Source organism: Ruegeria sp. AL12, from assembly GCF_056540885.1.
Genome location: NZ_JBQFXN010000002.1, coordinates 516520 through 532672 on the forward strand (window position 1 = coordinate 516520; position 16153 = coordinate 532672).

General features: G+C 57.8%; 12 protein-coding genes. 10 read left to right on the forward strand and 2 right to left on the reverse strand.

Translation table 11 applies throughout. The features are described from left to right. The first annotated feature begins 171 nt into the window (after positions 1-171). The 8 genes from ACR0C6_RS10225 (at position 172) to ACR0C6_RS10260 (ending at position 11277) form a co-directional block, all read left to right on the forward strand. Positions 172-2148 carry a DEAD/DEAH box helicase gene (locus ACR0C6_RS10225; protein ID WP_480619125.1) on the forward strand — a complete coding sequence of 659 codons (1977 nt, stop codon included), beginning with the start codon at positions 172-174 and terminating at the stop codon, positions 2146-2148. 185 nt (positions 2149-2333) lie between these two features. Continuing rightward, positions 2334-4391 (forward strand): adenylate/guanylate cyclase domain-containing protein, encoded by a 2058-nt coding sequence (locus ACR0C6_RS10230; protein ID WP_480619127.1) that lies wholly within the window; start codon positions 2334-2336, stop codon positions 4389-4391. 298 nt (positions 4392-4689) lie between these two features. Then, entirely contained in the window at positions 4690-6273 is a 1584-nt protein-coding gene (locus ACR0C6_RS10235) for an ABC transporter substrate-binding protein (protein ID WP_480619128.1), read from the forward strand. Positions 6274-6341: 68 nt separating this feature from the next. Next, complete coding sequence (locus ACR0C6_RS10240; RefSeq protein ID WP_480619130.1) at positions 6342-7436, forward strand: M24 family metallopeptidase; 1095 nt, start codon at positions 6342-6344, stop codon at positions 7434-7436. Then, on the forward strand, positions 7436-8443 hold the full coding sequence (locus ACR0C6_RS10245) for an ABC transporter permease subunit (RefSeq protein WP_152460561.1): 1008 nt from the start codon (positions 7436-7438) through the stop codon (positions 8441-8443). The genes ACR0C6_RS10240 and ACR0C6_RS10245 overlap by 1 nt, the downstream gene beginning before the upstream one ends. After that, a complete protein-coding gene (locus ACR0C6_RS10250) occupies positions 8443-9345 on the forward strand; it encodes an ABC transporter permease subunit (protein ID WP_480446922.1) in 903 nt (300 codons plus the stop codon). The genes ACR0C6_RS10245 and ACR0C6_RS10250 overlap by 1 nt, the downstream gene beginning before the upstream one ends. A gap of 4 nt (positions 9346-9349) precedes the next feature. Next, the gene (locus tag ACR0C6_RS10255; protein ID WP_480446923.1) at positions 9350-10327 is read left to right on the forward strand and encodes an ABC transporter ATP-binding protein; all 978 of its coding nucleotides are present in this window, start codon (positions 9350-9352) and stop codon (positions 10325-10327) included. Continuing rightward, positions 10324-11277, forward strand: a complete 954-nt coding sequence (locus tag ACR0C6_RS10260) for an ABC transporter ATP-binding protein (RefSeq protein ID WP_480446924.1) — start codon at positions 10324-10326, stop codon at positions 11275-11277. Before ACR0C6_RS10255 ends, ACR0C6_RS10260 begins: the two co-directional genes overlap by 4 nt. 353 nt (positions 11278-11630) lie before the next feature. Here the strand turns inward: ACR0C6_RS10260 and ACR0C6_RS10265 are convergent, their stop codons facing one another. Then, positions 11631-13415 carry an ABC transporter ATP-binding protein gene (locus tag ACR0C6_RS10265; protein WP_480619132.1) on the reverse strand — a complete coding sequence of 595 codons (1785 nt, stop codon included), beginning with the start codon at positions 13413-13415 and terminating at the stop codon, positions 11631-11633. A gap of 439 nt (positions 13416-13854) precedes the next feature. Next, complete coding sequence (locus tag ACR0C6_RS10270) at positions 13855-14793, reverse strand: c-type cytochrome (protein WP_480619134.1); 939 nt, start codon at positions 14791-14793, stop codon at positions 13855-13857. Between the two features lie 18 nt (positions 14794-14811). Between ACR0C6_RS10270 and ACR0C6_RS10275 the strand changes: the two genes are divergently transcribed. Both ACR0C6_RS10275 and ACR0C6_RS10280 read left to right on the forward strand, forming a co-directional pair. Further along, positions 14812-15414, forward strand: a complete 603-nt coding sequence (locus ACR0C6_RS10275; RefSeq protein WP_480619136.1) for an RNA polymerase sigma factor — start codon at positions 14812-14814, stop codon at positions 15412-15414. Beyond that, positions 15411-16148, forward strand: a complete 738-nt coding sequence (locus ACR0C6_RS10280; RefSeq protein WP_480619137.1) for a hypothetical protein — start codon at positions 15411-15413, stop codon at positions 16146-16148. The genes ACR0C6_RS10275 and ACR0C6_RS10280 overlap by 4 nt, the downstream gene beginning before the upstream one ends. Positions 16149-16153 lie beyond the last annotated feature (5 nt).

The following is a 16153-nucleotide window of genomic DNA, read 5'->3' on the forward strand; positions in this document are numbered from 1 at the left end:
TCTGACCTGTCAGGGTGTTCCCTTATGAGAAGCTTTTCGGCGAAAATGGCCGTTTTCCCGTCTATACAACCGGGATGGCAGCCGGTATGGGGCTGTCTTTACCCTTGGATGATCCGCTGATCGCAATTCCGCACAGCGCCTATCACCTGGCCGATACAAAGAACCACCACCGTGAAACAAACCATTGCAGATGCGCTAGCGCGCAAGGGCTATGATACATTGACCCAAGTTCAGCGAGCCGTCACCCAGCCCGAGCTGGAAGGGCGCGACATGCTGGTGTCGGCCCAGACCGGATCAGGGAAGACCATTGGGTTTGGTCTGGCGATAGCGCACAGGGTGCTGGGCGATGAAGAAACGCTCGGCAAACCCGAAGCGCCGTTGGCGCTGGTTGTCGCACCGACCCGCGAGCTGGCACTTCAGGTGAAACGGGAACTCGGCTGGTTGTATTCCGGAGCGGGAGCGTTTCTGGCCTCGTGCGTCGGGGGCATGGACATTCGGGATGAACGTCGCGCGTTGGCCCGAGGCGCTCATATCGTTGTGGCCACTCCGGGGCGACTTCGCGACCATATCAACCGAGGGTCAATCGATCTGACAGCTATCCGAGCGGTTGTCCTGGACGAAGCGGATGAAATGCTGGATCTGGGGTTCCGCGAGGATCTTGAGTTCATCCTTGATGAAACACCCGCGGATCGTCAGACCTTGTTGTTTTCTGCCACTGTGCCACGCGCGATTGCCAATCTGGCCAAGCGGTATCAGCGCGACGCGGAACGTGTGAGCACGGTCGGCGAACTGACCCAGCATGCGGATATCGAGTATCGGGCCATGACGGTGGCGCCGCGTGATGGTGAAAACGCGATAATCAATGTGCTGCGATATTACGAGGCCCCCAATGCCATCGTTTTCTGCAACACCCGAGCAATGGTTTCGCGCCTGACCGCGCGCCTGTCGAACCGGGGGTTTTCGGTCGTGGCCCTGTCAGGTGAGCTGACCCAGAGCGAACGATCCAACGCGTTGCAGGCCATGCGCGATGGACGGGCCCGGGTCTGTGTCGCAACCGATGTTGCGGCCCGCGGCATCGATCTGCCCAACCTTGATCTGGTGGTCCATGCCGAACTGCCCAACAGCCATGAAACACTGCTGCACCGGTCTGGCCGCACGGGTCGCGCTGGGCGCAAGGGCGTCAGTGCCCTGATCGTCGCGCCATCATCGCGCAAAAAGGCAGAGCGCATTCTGAAATTTGCCAAGCTGACAGCAGAATGGGGATCGGCCCCGTCTGCCGACGAGGTGAACGAGCGTGATCAGGCTCGGATGCTGGCATCAGAGGACTGGCAGGTCGAGGTCACGGAAAGCGAACGCCCGTCTGTTGAAAAACTGATTGCTCGCTTCACGCCCGAACAAATCGCAGCCGCTTACCTGAGGCAATACAAACTGCGCCATTCCGCCCCGGAAGAGCTGTCGGCGGTCGATCAGGCCGCCCCAAAACCACGCGCATCTTTTGGGCCAGGCGTCTGGTTTTCATTGTCCGAAGGACGCAATCAGAATGCGTCTCCCCGTCATATGCTGCCGATGATCTGCAAGGCGGGCGATCTGACAAAAGACGACATCGGTGCCATCCGGATTGCCGAGGACGTAACTTATTTCGAAATCAGTGAAGCCAGTGTCGACCGCTTTCTGACCGCCATTGGTCCAGAGATGAAAATCGAAGAAACCAAAGACCTTGTGCGGTTGGACAAAGCACCGGACCTGTCGTCAACCGGTCGGTCCGGTCTCAAAAGAAAGTTCAAAGGCAGACCTACGGGACACAAAAAGGAAAACTCTCCGGCTGAGCGGAAAGCCCACCGCCGCCAATCCAAGCCCGAGGTTCAGCCTGCCCAGACCGTGCCCGCGACCGAAACCCGCCGAGCGTCGGATGACGACGCAAAAAGCCAGTTCAGCGCTTCGGGTGCAAAACCGAAAAAGCGCAAACCCGGCAGCGTTGAACAAAAAAGAGGTCGCTCCAAACCAGCCGGAGACGCGCCGAAAGGTCCACCGCCGCCAAAGGGCAAGCCAAACAGCAAGAAGAATCGTGCACGCGCGGCGGCCGTCAAATCCGCCAAGGGTGGCAACGCAGTTCCAAAACGTCGCAAATCCGGACCCAAGGGCAGTTGATTTCCGCCACGGACAAGGTCTGTCCTCTGGGCATTGGCAAGTGACCAGGTGCCGTGGATTTCGGTCACGGCATACACATGTGCTTAACAGTTGCGTGATTTTTCGGGGTTGGAGCAAACTAAGCTTTGCGCTTCTTGCCATCTCAACCGAATACTGTGGTACAGGACATTCTTTTCGGGGTTTTCATGCGGTTCAGTGTCGGCATTGCTGTATCTATGCTGGTCGCCGTATCCATCGGCGTGTCGACCTTCGTTGTTCATTCGCTGTGGTGGACGACCGCGCGTGACAACAGCCGCATGCTTGCCGCTGAGATCAACAGCCAGATCGCAAACGCGGTCCGCATCGAAGTCGGGGCAACCCTCAGATCCGCCGAAGCCGCATGGTCGGCGGTGCGCACGATCTTTGTACAGAATGTCATCGCAACACGGCAGGCCGATAAACGAGAGTTCGTCTTTCTGTCTCAGTTGCAGGCGCAACCGAATATTTCCTGGATTTTCTTCGGTTGGCCGGACGGCAATTTTTTCGCGTCGCATCGTTTGGGCGACAGCGGGCTTGAGATGATAGAGATCGACAAGGACATCCGCGACCGGAACTTGCGGACCGATCGATACATTTTTATTCCCGGGGATATTCAGTTCGAAGAAAGGACCTTTGTTCCGACCTCCTATGATCCTCGCGATCATGCCTGGTTCAACAATTTTATGTCCCTGGACACGATGGGATGGATCGAAGCACGCGATCTTCCGGGCAGTGACAAGACCGTATACGCATTTGCGGGGCCGATCGATGTCAACCGGGCACGGCAGGGTGTTCTTGCGGTCGCAATCGAAACCGACCGTTTGTCACGCTTTCTGGCGACGCTCGAGCCCGGCGAATTCGGAGCCGCCTTTATTCTGGATGCCGATGGCAAAGTAATTGCTGTTCCCGATGCAAAAGCGGACGAAGTTACACCGGCGCGCATGGGCGAGGGTGAGCTGTACGAGGTTGCCAAGATCTCGGGGGAAAAACTGTTGGGCGACCCGGATGGCAATACTGCGGGCAGTTCGACGAAACGCGTGGTGATCGATGGCGTCCCCTATGCGGTGGCCCTGACACCTTTGGGCTTTTACGGGTGGCGCGTCGCTACGGTCATTCCGGAGGCGGCGTTTTTGTCGGGTATCAATGCAACCTTGATAGACCTGATCTATATCCTGATCGGGGTCGTGATCGTCTCAACCGCTCTGGCGATCTGGTTGATCCGTCGAATTGTGGCCAATCCTTTGGCGCGCATTGCCGAGGATCTGAGCAAGATCGAACGCTTCGACGTCGAACGCATTCCACGCCGGCCTTCAAACCTGTCCGAGCTTGCCAATCTGTCTGCGGCAACGGCCAGCATGGCAGCAGGACTGTCCGCGTTCCGAAAATACGTGCCGACCGATCTTGTGAAGATGCTAGTCGCCGAGGGCATCAAAACGCAGCCCGGTGGCGAAATGAAGCAGATATCCGTATTGTTTTGCGATGTGACCGGATTCACCGGGTTGTCGGAAAAACTCGGCCCCAAAATCATCCAGTTGATGGAGCCTTTTTTCTCTGCGGCCGCAGCAGCCGTCGCGCGCCACGACGGGACGATCGACAAGTTCATGGGTGACGCGGTCATGGCGATCTGGGGGGCACCTCGCAAGGATGCGTTCCATGCCGAAAATGCTTGCCGCGCGGCACTGGATCTTGTCGCGACCGTGGAAGATGCGGGCATCAAAGACGAGGCCGGAAATTCCCTGCGTGTCAGGATCGGGTTGAACAGCGGTGAAGCTCTGGTTGGCAACATTGGGTCAGAGCAGCGGTTGAACTACACGGCGATCGGTGACGTCGTGAATGTGGCCAGCCGATTGGAAGGGGCCAACAAGGAGTATGGCACGCGTATTCTGATCGGCCCCGAGACCCGGCGCGAAGCAGGCGACGCAATTGTCGTCCGAGAGCTGGACACGCTCGCGGTCTTTGGCCGGACCGAGGAGCTGGTGGTCTATGAGCTGATTGCGATGGCCGACGGTTTCGAAGGATCCCTTGATTGGATCGAGACCTACGAACAAGGTCTTGCGCATTATCGTTCCGGCCGGTTCGAGCAGGCGATAGCTGCGTTTGAGGCCGCGGACAAAATGCGGGGCGGGGACCCAGTGTCCGTCGCCATGAAGTTGCGCGCAACGAAACTTTTGACCAACCCTCCCTCACGGGATTGGCGTGCGGTTACGCATACGGACAAGACGTGAGCGTGCAGGCCGTCAGAGCAAGCAATTCGCACCCGTGAACAGAAAGCTCTGAGTGCGCGGCAGAGGTTTTCGGGCCGTCGTATCGTTTGCGCAGCGAAGATGAGAGTGAAATCCGGAAATCAGGGTGCAATGGCAGAAAAAGCCTTCAAAGATTTCCGCAGAAAGACACTGTTGACATTAGATTTTGTATTTTGGATACATTAGACAGAGGGATCGCGACGACCTGTGCTGTCACTGAATGCTCTGGCGACAAAGAGCCATGCGATTGTCTTTATAAGTCCTTTTCTGGGAGAAAATCATGAACCTCAAACTTCTGGCCGCAACCACTGCGATCGCCCTGACGGGTGCCGTGGCGCAGGCAAATACACTTGTATATTGTTCCGAAGGATCACCTGAAGGGTTCGATCCTGCGCTGTACACCGCAGGGACGACCTTTGATGCGTCTTCTCATCCAATCTACAATCGGTTGCTTGAATTTGAAACGGGCACGACCAATGTGGTCCCCGGCCTGGCCGAAAGTGTCGAGGCCAGCGATGATGGTCTGGAATACACTTTCAAGCTGCGCCAGGGCGTCAAGTTCCACTCGAATGACGATTTCACGCCGACCCGCGATTTCAACGCGGATGACGTGATTTTCACCTTCATGCGTCAGAAAGACGAAAACCACCCTTATCATCAAGCGTCAGGGGGAACCTGGGAATATTTCCAGGGTATGGGGATGCCTGATCTGGTCGAGTCCATCGAAAAGATCGACGACTACACGGTGAAATTTACCCTGTCCAAGCCCGAAGCACCGTTTGTCGCCAATATGGCGATGGACTTTGCCTCGATCGTGTCGGCGGAATACGCTGCGGCAATGATGGAAGCCGGTACGCCGGAAAAACTGAATACGGCACCCATCGGCACCGGACCTTTCTCGTTCGTGGCATATCAAAAAGACGCCGTGATCCGTTACGCGGCCAATGATGCGTATTGGAAAAACCCAGCGCAGGTCGAAAACCTGATCTTTGCCATCACGCCGGATGCGTCTGTGCGCTATCAAAAGCTGAAAGCAGGCGAATGTCATGTGATGCCCTATCCGAACCCTGCCGACATTCAGGCAATGAAGGATGATCCGGACATCAACATGCTGGAACAAGAGGGCCTGAACGTTGGTTATCTGGCCTACAACACCACCATGGCGCCATTCGACAATCCGAAGGTGCGCAAAGCGCTGAACATGGCGATCGACAAGCAGGCGATCATCGACGTGGTCTTCCAGGGCTCGGGCCAGGTGGCCAAAAACCCGATCCCGCCTACCATGTGGGGCTACAACGATGCCATCGTGGACGACCCCTATGATCCCGAAGCGGCCAAGGCGATGCTTGAGGCCGAAGGTGTTTCGGACCTGTCGATGAAAATCTGGGCCATGCCCGTCCAGCGCCCCTACAACCCCAATGCCCGTCGCATGGCCGAATTGATCCAGGCGGATTTCGCCAAGATCGGTGTGGGCGTCGAAATCGTCTCGTACGAATGGGGTGAATACCTGTCTCGGTCGAAAGAACTGAACCGGGACGGTGCCGTTCTGCTGGGCTGGACCGGGGACAATGGCGACCCGGACAACTTCCTGGCGGTATTGCTGGGCTGTGACGGTGTCGAAGCCTCCAACCGGGCGCAATGGTGCCATCAGCCATTCGAAGACCTGATCCTGAAGGCCAAGCAAAGCACGGATCAGGCCGAGCGGACCAAACTGTATGAAGAAGCGCAGGTTGTGTTCAAAGAGCAGGCTCCGTGGGCAACCATCGCGCATTCGGTCGTTTACATGCCCATGAGCAACAAGGTGCAAGGCTATAAGGTGCACCCTCTGGGCGGTCACATCTTCTATGGTGTGAGCGTCGAATAAACCACCACTCACAAACCGGAGCCACCAGATTGGTGGCTCCGGCTTTCTTATCGAGGAGATCGGGCAGAATGCCGGATTTGTCCGAATACCGCCAATTGGCAAAGGATATGTCAGTGGACGCAGTGGCCCTGGTGCCCGGTCCGAATTTCACCCGCGCATTGGGCAAATCCTTCATGAGCCACGAGCGCCCTTTTGTCGTGGTGATTCCGGCCCTGGGTGATCCGGCGGCGATCGTGCCCAATCTGGAACTCGCCTCATGGGATCTGGTCGGATTTGAGGGTGCCGTGTTCGACTGGCGCGATCAGACCGGCTATGACGGCGCTTTTTCCGCGCTGGCAGCGCATAGTCCGATCAGATCGCTGGCCGTCGAAGGTCAGGTGATGCGGTTTTTCGTGTCAGACGCGTTTACCCGCGCATTTCCGGATCTGCGGATTGTGGACGGCGAACGCGAAATCTCAGGCCTTCGCATCATCAAAACCGAAGAAGATATCGCCGCGCTGCAAGCGGCCATCGATATTTCGGAACGCGCGTTGGAGCGTGTGATCGCAGATGTACGCGCAGGTCAGACCGAAAAACAGATCGAACAGGCGCTGATACAGGCGCTTTTTGCGGAAGGCGCCGAGTCGTTGGCCTTTTCCCCCATCGTGGCTGCGGGGGACAACTCGGCACGACCGCACGGCAAGGCGCGCGCCGACTACCGGATCAAGGCAGGCGATGCCTTGCTGTTCGACTTTGGCGCTCGAAAACATGGTTTTGCGGCCGACATCACGCGAACTTTTTTCGTTCGGGACGTCACGGACGAAGGCCGGGATGTCTACGACACGGTTTTGCGCGCCAACAAAGCCGGGTTCGAAGCCTGCCGCCCCGGCGTGACAGCGCATGACATCGACGACGCCGTCACAGGCGTGCTTGAGGCCTCGCCCTTTTCCGATCGTATCCGGACCAAGACAGGTCACGGTCTGGGCCGGGACGTGCATGAGGCGCCGTATATCATGCGCGGCAACCGCCAGAAAATCCTGCCGGGCATGGTCTGGACCAACGAACCCGGTCTGTATGCATTGGACAAGTTCGGCGTTCGCATAGAAGATGACGTTCTTGTCACCGGGGATGGCTGTCGGTCACTGACCCGCTTTCCCAAAGAACTTACAATCATAGGTCGCTGATGCTTGGCTATTTCCTCACCCGCCTTGGCCTGTTTGTTCCGACATTTCTGGGCGTGACGCTGATTTCGTTCATGTTCATCCGGGTGCTGCCCGGCGATCCGATCATCGTGATGGCCGGTGAACGCGGCATGACGGAAGAACGTTATCAGGAAATGGTCGAAAAGCTGGGTTTCGACAAGCCGGTGTTGCAGCAGTATTGGGATTACCTCACCGGAGTGCTTCAAGGTGATCTGGGCGAAAGCTTTGTCACCAGGAAACCCGTATGGGATGAGTTCTTTTCGCTGTTCCCCGCAACGCTGGAGTTGTCGCTGTGCGCCATGATCTTTGCCGTTGCGCTGGGTCTGCCGGCAGGTGTGATCGCGGCGGTGAACCGAGGGAAGTTCTTTGACCGGGCGCTGATGTCATCGGCGCTGGTCGGGTACTCGATGCCCATCTTCTGGTGGGCGCTGCTGTTGATCATCATATTCTCGGGCAATCTGGGCTGGACGCCGGTCTCGGGCCGCATCGACCTGTTGTATTACTTTCCAAGCGTCACGGGCTTCATGCTGATCGACAGCCTGTTGTCGGGTCAGGAAGGGGCATTCGGATCGGCCGTGCGCCATCTGATCCTGCCGACGATTGTGCTGGGAACGATTCCGCTGGCGGTCATCGCACGCCAGACCCGGTCGGCGATGCTGGAAGTGCTGGGCGAAGATTACATCCGCACCGCGCGCGCCAAGGGTTTGTCACCAACGCGGATCAATGGATTGCACGCGCTGCGAAACGCTTTGATTCCGGTTGTTACGGTGATCGGCCTGTCGGTGGGCACATTGCTGGCGGGGGCCATTCTGACCGAAACCATCTTCAGTTGGCCGGGCATAGGAAAGTGGATGGTCGACAGCATCTTTCGCCGTGACTACCCGGTTGTTCAGGGCGGATTGCTGATGATCGCGGTGATCGTGATGCTGGTGAACCTGCTGGTCGATGTCCTTTATGGCATCATCAACCCCAAAATTCGGAGGCGGTGATGGCCGAACTATCCTCAACCCCGCCCAGTACGGAAGACCGCCCCAGCGCCCTGCGCGAGTTCTGGTACTACTTCAGCGAAAACCGCGGCGCTGTCATCGGGCTTTGGGTTTTTGCAGCCTTTGTGTTTTGTGCCGCCTTTGCGCCCCTTCTGGCCCCCTATGACCCGACCGAGCAGTTCCGCGATCATATCCTGCAACCGCCTGCTTGGCAGGAGGGCGGAAGCTGGGCTTTCCCGTTGGGTACCGATCCGCTGGGTCGGGACATGCTGTCGCGCCTGATCATGGGCTCGCGCTATTCCTTCTTTGTCGGAATCGTCGTCGTCTGTGTGGCCGTATCGGGTGGCGTGATGATTGGCCTGCTGTCGGGCTTTGCTCCCAAATGGGTCGATACGCTGATCATGCGGGTGATGGATATCGTTCTGGCCTTTCCATCGCTGCTGTTGGCACTGGTGCTGGTGGCCATCCTTGGCCCGTCGCTGACCAACGCGATGATCGCCATCGCCATCGTTTTCCAACCCCACTACGTGCGCCTGACCCGCGCGTCGGTTCTGGCGGAACGTCAGAAGGATTATGTCACTTCGGCGCGCGTGGCCGGTGCTGGCAGGTCACGGTTGATGTTCATCACCGTGCTGCCCAATTGTCTGGCACCCATCATCGTACAGGCGGCGTTGTCCTTTTCGACAGCAATTCTGGATGCAGCTGCCTTGGGCTTTCTGGGCATGGGCGCGCAGCCGCCCACTCCGGAATGGGGCACCATGCTGGCCGAAGCGCGCGAATTCATACTGCGCGCCTGGTGGGTGGTTACTTTCCCCGGTCTGGCGATTCTTGTCACCGTTCTTGCCATCAACCTGATGGGTGATGGCCTGCGTGATGCGCTTGACCCGAAACTGAAACGGAGCTGATGGCATGAGCCTTTTGCAGATCCGCAACCTGACTGTTGAATTCGCCACGGCCTCGGGCAAGTTCCGCGCCGTGGACGGTGTCGATCTGTCGGTCGACAGGGGCGAGCTGATGGCCATCGTCGGCGAAAGCGGCTCGGGCAAGTCGGTGTCGATGCTGGCGCTGATGGGGTTGTTGCCCTGGACCGCGACGATCACCGCTGACGAGATGCGCTTTGAGGGGGTGGATCTGGCCGGGCTTTCGGCCCGTGAGCGCCGCAAGATCATCGGCAAGGACATGGCAATGATCTTTCAGGAGCCGATGTCGTCGCTGAACCCCTGTTTCACGGTGGGATTCCAGATCAAAGAGGCCCTGCGCATCCATCTTGGTTTGAACCGCAAGGACCGCCACCAGCGCGCGATTGAACTGTTCGACCAGGTCGGCATCCCGGCTCCGGAAAGCCGCCTGAACACCTTTCCACACCAGATGTCAGGGGGCATGAACCAGCGCGTCATGATCGCGATGGCCATCGCCTGCAAGCCCAAGCTGTTGATTGCGGACGAACCGACCACTGCGCTGGATGTCACCATTCAGGCGCAGATACTCGACCTGCTGGTTCGGTTGCGGGACGAACACGATATGGGCCTTGTGCTGATCACTCATGACATGGGGGTGGTGGCCGAAACCGCCGAACGGGTTCAGGTGCAATATGCCGGACAAAAAGTCGAAGAGCAGCCCGTGCGCGATTTGTTCCGCACGCCGCGTCATCCCTACACATCCGCCCTGCTGAGCGCTTTGCCCGAGCGCGCGACCTCCAAGATCCTCCCGACGATTCCCGGCGTTGTGCCGGGTCAATTCGATCGCCCCGCAGGGTGCTTGTTCAGCCCGCGATGCCGGTTCGCTGATGCAACTTGCGCCGAAATACCGCCGACCCCTCATGCCGATGCCTTCGGCAAGGCACGTTGTCACCACGTTGAAAAAATTGCGGCCGGAGAATTGGCATGACCGACCCCATCGTTCAGGCGAAAGATCTGACCCGGTTTTACACGGTGAAGGGCGGCTTGCTGTCCAAATCAGCGACGGTAAAGGCCCTTTCGGGGGTGGATTTCGAACTGAAACCGGGAAAGACTCTGGCCATCGTCGGAGAGTCCGGCTGTGGCAAGTCAACACTGGCGCGATTGGTCACGATGATTGAAGAGCCGACGTCGGGCAGGCTGACGATTGACGGTGTCGACATTACCCCGTCGCGGTGGAGCAAGATGCGGGAAACGGTGCAAATCGTGTTCCAGGATCCGTATGGATCGCTGAATCCACGTCAACGCATCGGCCAGATCTTGCAGGAACCGCTGATCATCAATCGCCCGGACATGTCCGCCGCAGACCGCGAGGCACAAGCGCGCGACACGATCGAGATGGTGGGATTGCGGCCCGAGCATTATGATCGCTATCCACATATGTTCTCTGGCGGGCAGCGTCAGCGTATCGCCATTGCACGCGCGCTTATGTTGAATCCCAGGGTCCTGGTTCTGGATGAACCGGTTTCGGCACTGGACGTCTCGATCCAGTCACAGATCCTGAACCTGCTTGTGGATTTGCAAGAACGGCTTGACCTCGCCTATCTGTTCATTTCGCATGATCTTTCCGTGGTCCGGCATTTTGCCGACGACGTGATCGTGATGTATCTGGGGCGCGCTGTTGAAAAGGCGCCCAAAGAACAGCTGTTCGCCGCGCCGCGCCACCCCTATTCCAAGGCGTTGCTGTCCACGACGCCCCGGGCCGACCCCACGGCCCGAAAAGAACGGATCAAGCTTGAGGGCGAACTGCCGTCGCCGATGAATATTCCAAAAGGTTGCGCCTTTGCGCAAAGATGTTGGCTGGCAACCGATCAGTGCAGGGCAACATTGCCTGAACTGGCCGGAGAAACGCATCAGGTCGCGTGTCTGTACCCCTTGTAGTGCAAGTAGGTTTTTGCGTGGCGTGAGGCAGTGGCAAACAGGGCGGTCGCAATAGAAGCGACGTTGACTTCTTGTGGGAGAACCACCCCGCCAAGGCGCTGGCAGGAACGGCGCGCAGGCGTGGGCGACCATGCCACATGTTTGTGTCGCTACCGCCGAAGACCGCAATCTTCCAACCCGTGCGCAAGACAGGACCGTTCGTGTTCCCAGATGCGGCCCGAGCTGCCCATATCCCTTGGGGGCTTGGGCCTGATGATTTCGATGCACGGACGCGCGTGATGAGAATACTCCGCCCCTCTTCCGGTCAGGTCTTGCCCGGAGAAGGGAGCCATGTGCCAGGCCGAATGCAGGGGCTACTCTGCCACTTCCGCCGAGGGTTCGTGTTTTTTGAATTGCTGATCGAACAGGTTGCGGAAGGCTCCGTTCTTTTTCATCAACTCGTCCAGATTGCCCTGTTCCACGATCGAGCCATCCTGAACCACGATAATCTTATCCGCTTCCAGAACAGTCGAAAGTCGGTGCGCAATGACGACGACGGTTACATCCTTTGTCAGGGTGTCCAGAGCCTTTTTGACAAGCGATTCCGATTCAGCGTCCAGCGCGCTTGTGGCCTCGTCCAAAAGCAGGATCTCGGAATTTCTCAGTATTGCGCGTGCAATCGCAATTCGCTGTTTCTGACCACCTGACAGGAATGTTCCGTTTTCGCCGACTTGCGTTTCGTACCCTTCCGGCAGGTCCATGATGAACTCGTGCGCATGTGCGGCTTTGGCCGCGGCAATGACCTCTTCCTCGGTTGCGTCAGGGGCCGAGCAGCGCAGGTTGTCCATGATCGACGTCGAAAACAGAAACGTATCCTGACCGACATAAGAGATTTTTTTTCGCAGGGACGCAAAGCTGACCTCGCGCAGGTCCTGGCCATCAATCTCGACGCTGCCCTGATCGGGATCGTAGAACCGCATGATCAGCCCGAATATCGTAGACTTGCCACCGCCGGACTGACCGACGAGCGCGGTGGTCTTGCCGGCCTCGAACGTGATATTCATGTCTTCAATTACAGGTACGGCACCTTGATAGCCGAAAGTCACATCACGCAACGTGATCTGGCCGGGGCCTTCGATCAGGTCATGGGCCTCGGGGCTTTCCACCATCGTGTCGTCCTGATCCAGCAGGCCGAACAACATGCTGATACCAACCATGCAGGTTTCGATCTGAACGCGCATTTTCGACAAGCGCTTGGCCGGCTCATAGGCCATGAGCAACGCCGTGATAAAGGACATCAACTGGCCTGCGCTGGGTTGTTCCGTACCTGCGATTCCCATCGTGCTGACCACTAGTACACCCGCCACGGCGAGGCCGGCCAGAAACTCCATGAGAGGGCTGGCAATGGACTGCAACTTGGCGATATCGTTCGACCGCTGTTCAACTTTCCGGATGGCCGTGTCCATGCGGTTGATCATCCGGTCTTCGAGCGAGAAGACCTTGATGACCTTGATCCCTGCCGAGGTCTCTTGCAGCACCCGAATGATTTCCGCCAGTGACTTGAATTCGGCCTGCATGATCGTGCGTACGCTCTTCAGCAGATAGCGAACACCCAACAGGGCAATCGGACCCACCACAAAGAACAAGATGGACAGAACGGGCTGTTGATACACCATGACAGCAACCAGCCCGACCAGAGTCAGAGCGTCTCGGACAAACCCGGTGACCAGCACATCGATCAGGTTTCTGGCTGCCTGCGCGCCATGGGTGGTGCGCATCAGAAGGTCCGACGATTCATTGGTCGAAAAGAACGCGACCCCATGTTTGAGCAGTTTGCGGTAAACCTTGTCCTGTTGTTCCGCCACGATCCGATTGCCTGCGCGGGCAAGGTAAATAGCCTGAATATAGGATGCGACCGCCTTGACCAGAAACAGGAGGACAACCCCCAGCGCAATCACATGTGCCCAACCCTGCAAGTCGGGGCTGGTCATGGCATCGACAATGTATTCCATCATATATGCGGAGCCGGCCGTGGTGACCGCCACGGCAATCATTGCCAGAACCGCAATACCATACAGCTTGCCTTGCGCGTAAAAGCTTTCACCTACAAGGCGGCCCATATAGCCTGATCGCCACTTGTTCCAGGCGCGCTTTATCATTGCGTTCTCCAAATCGTGAAACTGTGCGCACGCTCAGTTAACCTATATTTTGTCGGGCCAAAAGGACAGATGCCAAGCTGCGGCAGAGCGGCCCATCCCGACCATCTGAGCTGTACGCCCGCTAAATAATGGCTGGTTGACGATCGGACAAGAGTTGGAAAGCGCAAGGACAACCGCGATCTGCCCCTTTGTACGCGCGCAGACAGGGTTGGTGGCGCGACAGGATCCGCAAAAAACGCCCTAAAACGCGGCCTGTTTCGCCACAAACGAGTCGTGTGTCCGGCATGGAGCCGCTGACAGAAGGCTGTAATTCCTGGCTTTGAACACGTGTTGATCCGAAACCAGACAGGGGACGGGTACAAGCATCTTTTCCGATCCCCGGGGCCGGTTGCGTGAAATCGAAATTCAGCGCTGTTGCCAGGTCTCTCGGGTGTTGCCGTCACCCCTCTTCTTGCAAATACGCAAGAAGGTTAACAATATCTTTGTCCTTTTTCAGGCCGCGAAACTGCATTCGATTGCCCTGAAGATACCCTTTGGGATCCGACAGGAACGCGCTCAGGGTTTCATGGGTCCAGACGATGTCGGAACTTTCCAGCGCTGTCGAATACTTGAATCCCTCTGCCTGACCGGCCTTTGTGCCGAGAATACCGTGCAGGGAAGGGCCAACACCATGGCGGCCTTCTTTCAATTTGTGGCAAGCGCTGCACTTGCGAAACACCTTTTTGCCGGCCGTCACGTCACCCTGAACAGCTGCGGCAGTAACAACCTCTGTCGCTTCCGATGCCGTCGCGGCCTGTTCTTCATCCGTGTGAAAGATCAGCCGGGCTGTAATCGGTACCGTTCGGGTGATGCCGGGCAGGCTTGCCAATTCCATAAGCTTGTCCACGCCGGCGTTGACACCGGCGTCTTCGGTGCTGAGAAACACCATGTCGTTTGTCGAAACAAGCACTGACGTCTCGGACAAGCGTGCGACGAACATTTCCGCGTCAAACTCAACTTCCGTGCCGGCCAGCGAAAGCACAGAAGCAGCATCCAGAGTGGTGGTTTCACCCACGGCCAGCCCTGCAACCTTCGCCATGTCGAATTCGGCCGTCAGGCGCGCAGTGGGTGCTTGGCGGAATACAAATTCGATCATCCGTTCGTTGCGAATTTCTATGTTGGTCTCGACCGAGGACAGGTCGATCTCGATTTCGGCCACGCCCTCCTGCGTCACGTGTCCGCTCAGGCTGGTGAAGCTGTTGACCTCGCCCACCGCGTTTTTCTTGATCGTTCCATAGGCCAGATGCGAGCGATCGGACTCCAGTGTCCAACCCGCTGCCCATATGGGTGTTGCAACAATTGCCGACGCAAACGTGACTGCCTTCAACAGAAGTTTCATTTCTTTCCTCCGCGGTTTATGTCAGTTTTGGCCCTGCGGGCCGGGTCCGTTTCTGACAAACACACACAGGTCGCGTTTTATTCGATGAGTGCCGAGATGACTTCCGAACAGGCCGTTCGTGACGCCGTACAGATGCACTCAAGACGCGTCTGGCGGTTTGCTCTGGCGTTGTCGGGGGCATCGGATGTGGCGGACGATCTGGTGCAGGCCACATGCCTGCGTGCGCTCGAGCGGCATCATCAGGTAACGTCGCATGATCGTCTGGACAGTTGGCTGATGACGATCTGCCGGTCAATCTGGTTGAACGAAGTGCGGTCTCGTTCCGTCCAGCGGGCACAGGCGATGTCCGTGACCCCAGAATCGGAACTGGTCGCAACTTTGCCGGATTCAGAAACGAATATTTTTGCGGCTGAAGTGTTTACTCAAGTGATGCAGCTGCCAGAAGCGCAGCGGGAAACGGTCATGCTTGTATTCGTCGAAGGGTACAGCTACCGCGAAGCCGCTGCATTGCTGGACGTTCCCATCGGCACAATCATGAGCCGGCTATCGAATGCCCGGCAGAAACTGAAAACCGTGATGCAGTTTGATGCGGCGGACGCCGCGCGACGGAGTGGCAAATGACGTTTTCCGACGAGACGCTGTTGGCGTATCTGGAAGGCACGCTGGATGAGGTTCAGAGCCGCGCCATCGAGGCCGCGGTTGAGGATGATGCCGAGCTTGAACGCCGCCTGATGGCGCTGGATCCGTTCGCGCCTGTCGTTCAGGACGTTTTTGAGAAACTGCCCACCGAGGCGCCGAAGGTCGATTTGCCGGAACCCGTGGCGCATCACGCCAATGGCGGAATTCTGCGCCTTCTGGCCGTGGCCGCGGGCGTCGGGGTCGCAGCTGTCGCGCTGACGTTCTGGGCGACGCGCCCGGCAGAACTGGGGTGGGCGCAGCAGGCAGCGATCTATCAGTCGCTTTATGTGCCCGAGACGATAGTCTCGCTGGACAGTTCCGAGGCATCGCTGGACAAACAATTCGCGATGGCCGAGGCAGCACTTGGCAGGTCTCTGAACCGTGAAACGCTGGACTCCCTGCCAGGGCTGGAGCTGAAGCGAGCACAGGTTCTTTCGTTCAAGGGAAAGCCCCTGGTTCAGGTCGTTTTCGCCGATGAGCAGGGCCAACCCTTTGCCTTCTGTGTTATACGTCAGGGGCCGAACGCCCCGAAGGCAGAGGTCAAACAGGCCGTTCTGAGCGGTTTGGCAACAGTGACCTGGGCGCAGGATGGCTATGGTTACATGCTGCTGGGCAGCTCTCCGCAGACCGATTTGAGCAGCGAACTGGATGTTCTGACCCGAACCTTTGCGAGCTGACGGAA

Coding starts and splice junctions, on each gene's coding strand:
- ACR0C6_RS10240 (WP_480619130.1), top strand. CDS start 6,342: ATGCCGGATTTGTCCGAATACCGCCAATTGGCAAAGGATATGTCAGTG.
- ACR0C6_RS10255 (WP_480446923.1), top strand. CDS start 9,350: ATGAGCCTTTTGCAGATCCGCAACCTGACTGTTGAATTCGCCACGGCC.
- ACR0C6_RS10230 (WP_480619127.1), top strand. CDS start 2,334: ATGCGGTTCAGTGTCGGCATTGCTGTATCTATGCTGGTCGCCGTATCC.
- ACR0C6_RS10275 (WP_480619136.1), top strand. CDS start 14,812: ATGTCAGTTTTGGCCCTGCGGGCCGGGTCCGTTTCTGACAAACACACA.
- ACR0C6_RS10265 (WP_480619132.1), bottom strand. CDS start 13,415: ATGATAAAGCGCGCCTGGAACAAGTGGCGATCAGGCTATATGGGCCGC.
- ACR0C6_RS10250 (WP_480446922.1), top strand. CDS start 8,443: ATGGCCGAACTATCCTCAACCCCGCCCAGTACGGAAGACCGCCCCAGC.
- ACR0C6_RS10260 (WP_480446924.1), top strand. CDS start 10,324: ATGACCGACCCCATCGTTCAGGCGAAAGATCTGACCCGGTTTTACACG.
- ACR0C6_RS10280 (WP_480619137.1), top strand. CDS start 15,411: ATGACGTTTTCCGACGAGACGCTGTTGGCGTATCTGGAAGGCACGCTG.
- ACR0C6_RS10235 (WP_480619128.1), top strand. CDS start 4,690: ATGAACCTCAAACTTCTGGCCGCAACCACTGCGATCGCCCTGACGGGT.
- ACR0C6_RS10270 (WP_480619134.1), bottom strand. CDS start 14,793: ATGAAACTTCTGTTGAAGGCAGTCACGTTTGCGTCGGCAATTGTTGCA.
- ACR0C6_RS10245 (WP_152460561.1), top strand. CDS start 7,436: ATGCTTGGCTATTTCCTCACCCGCCTTGGCCTGTTTGTTCCGACATTT.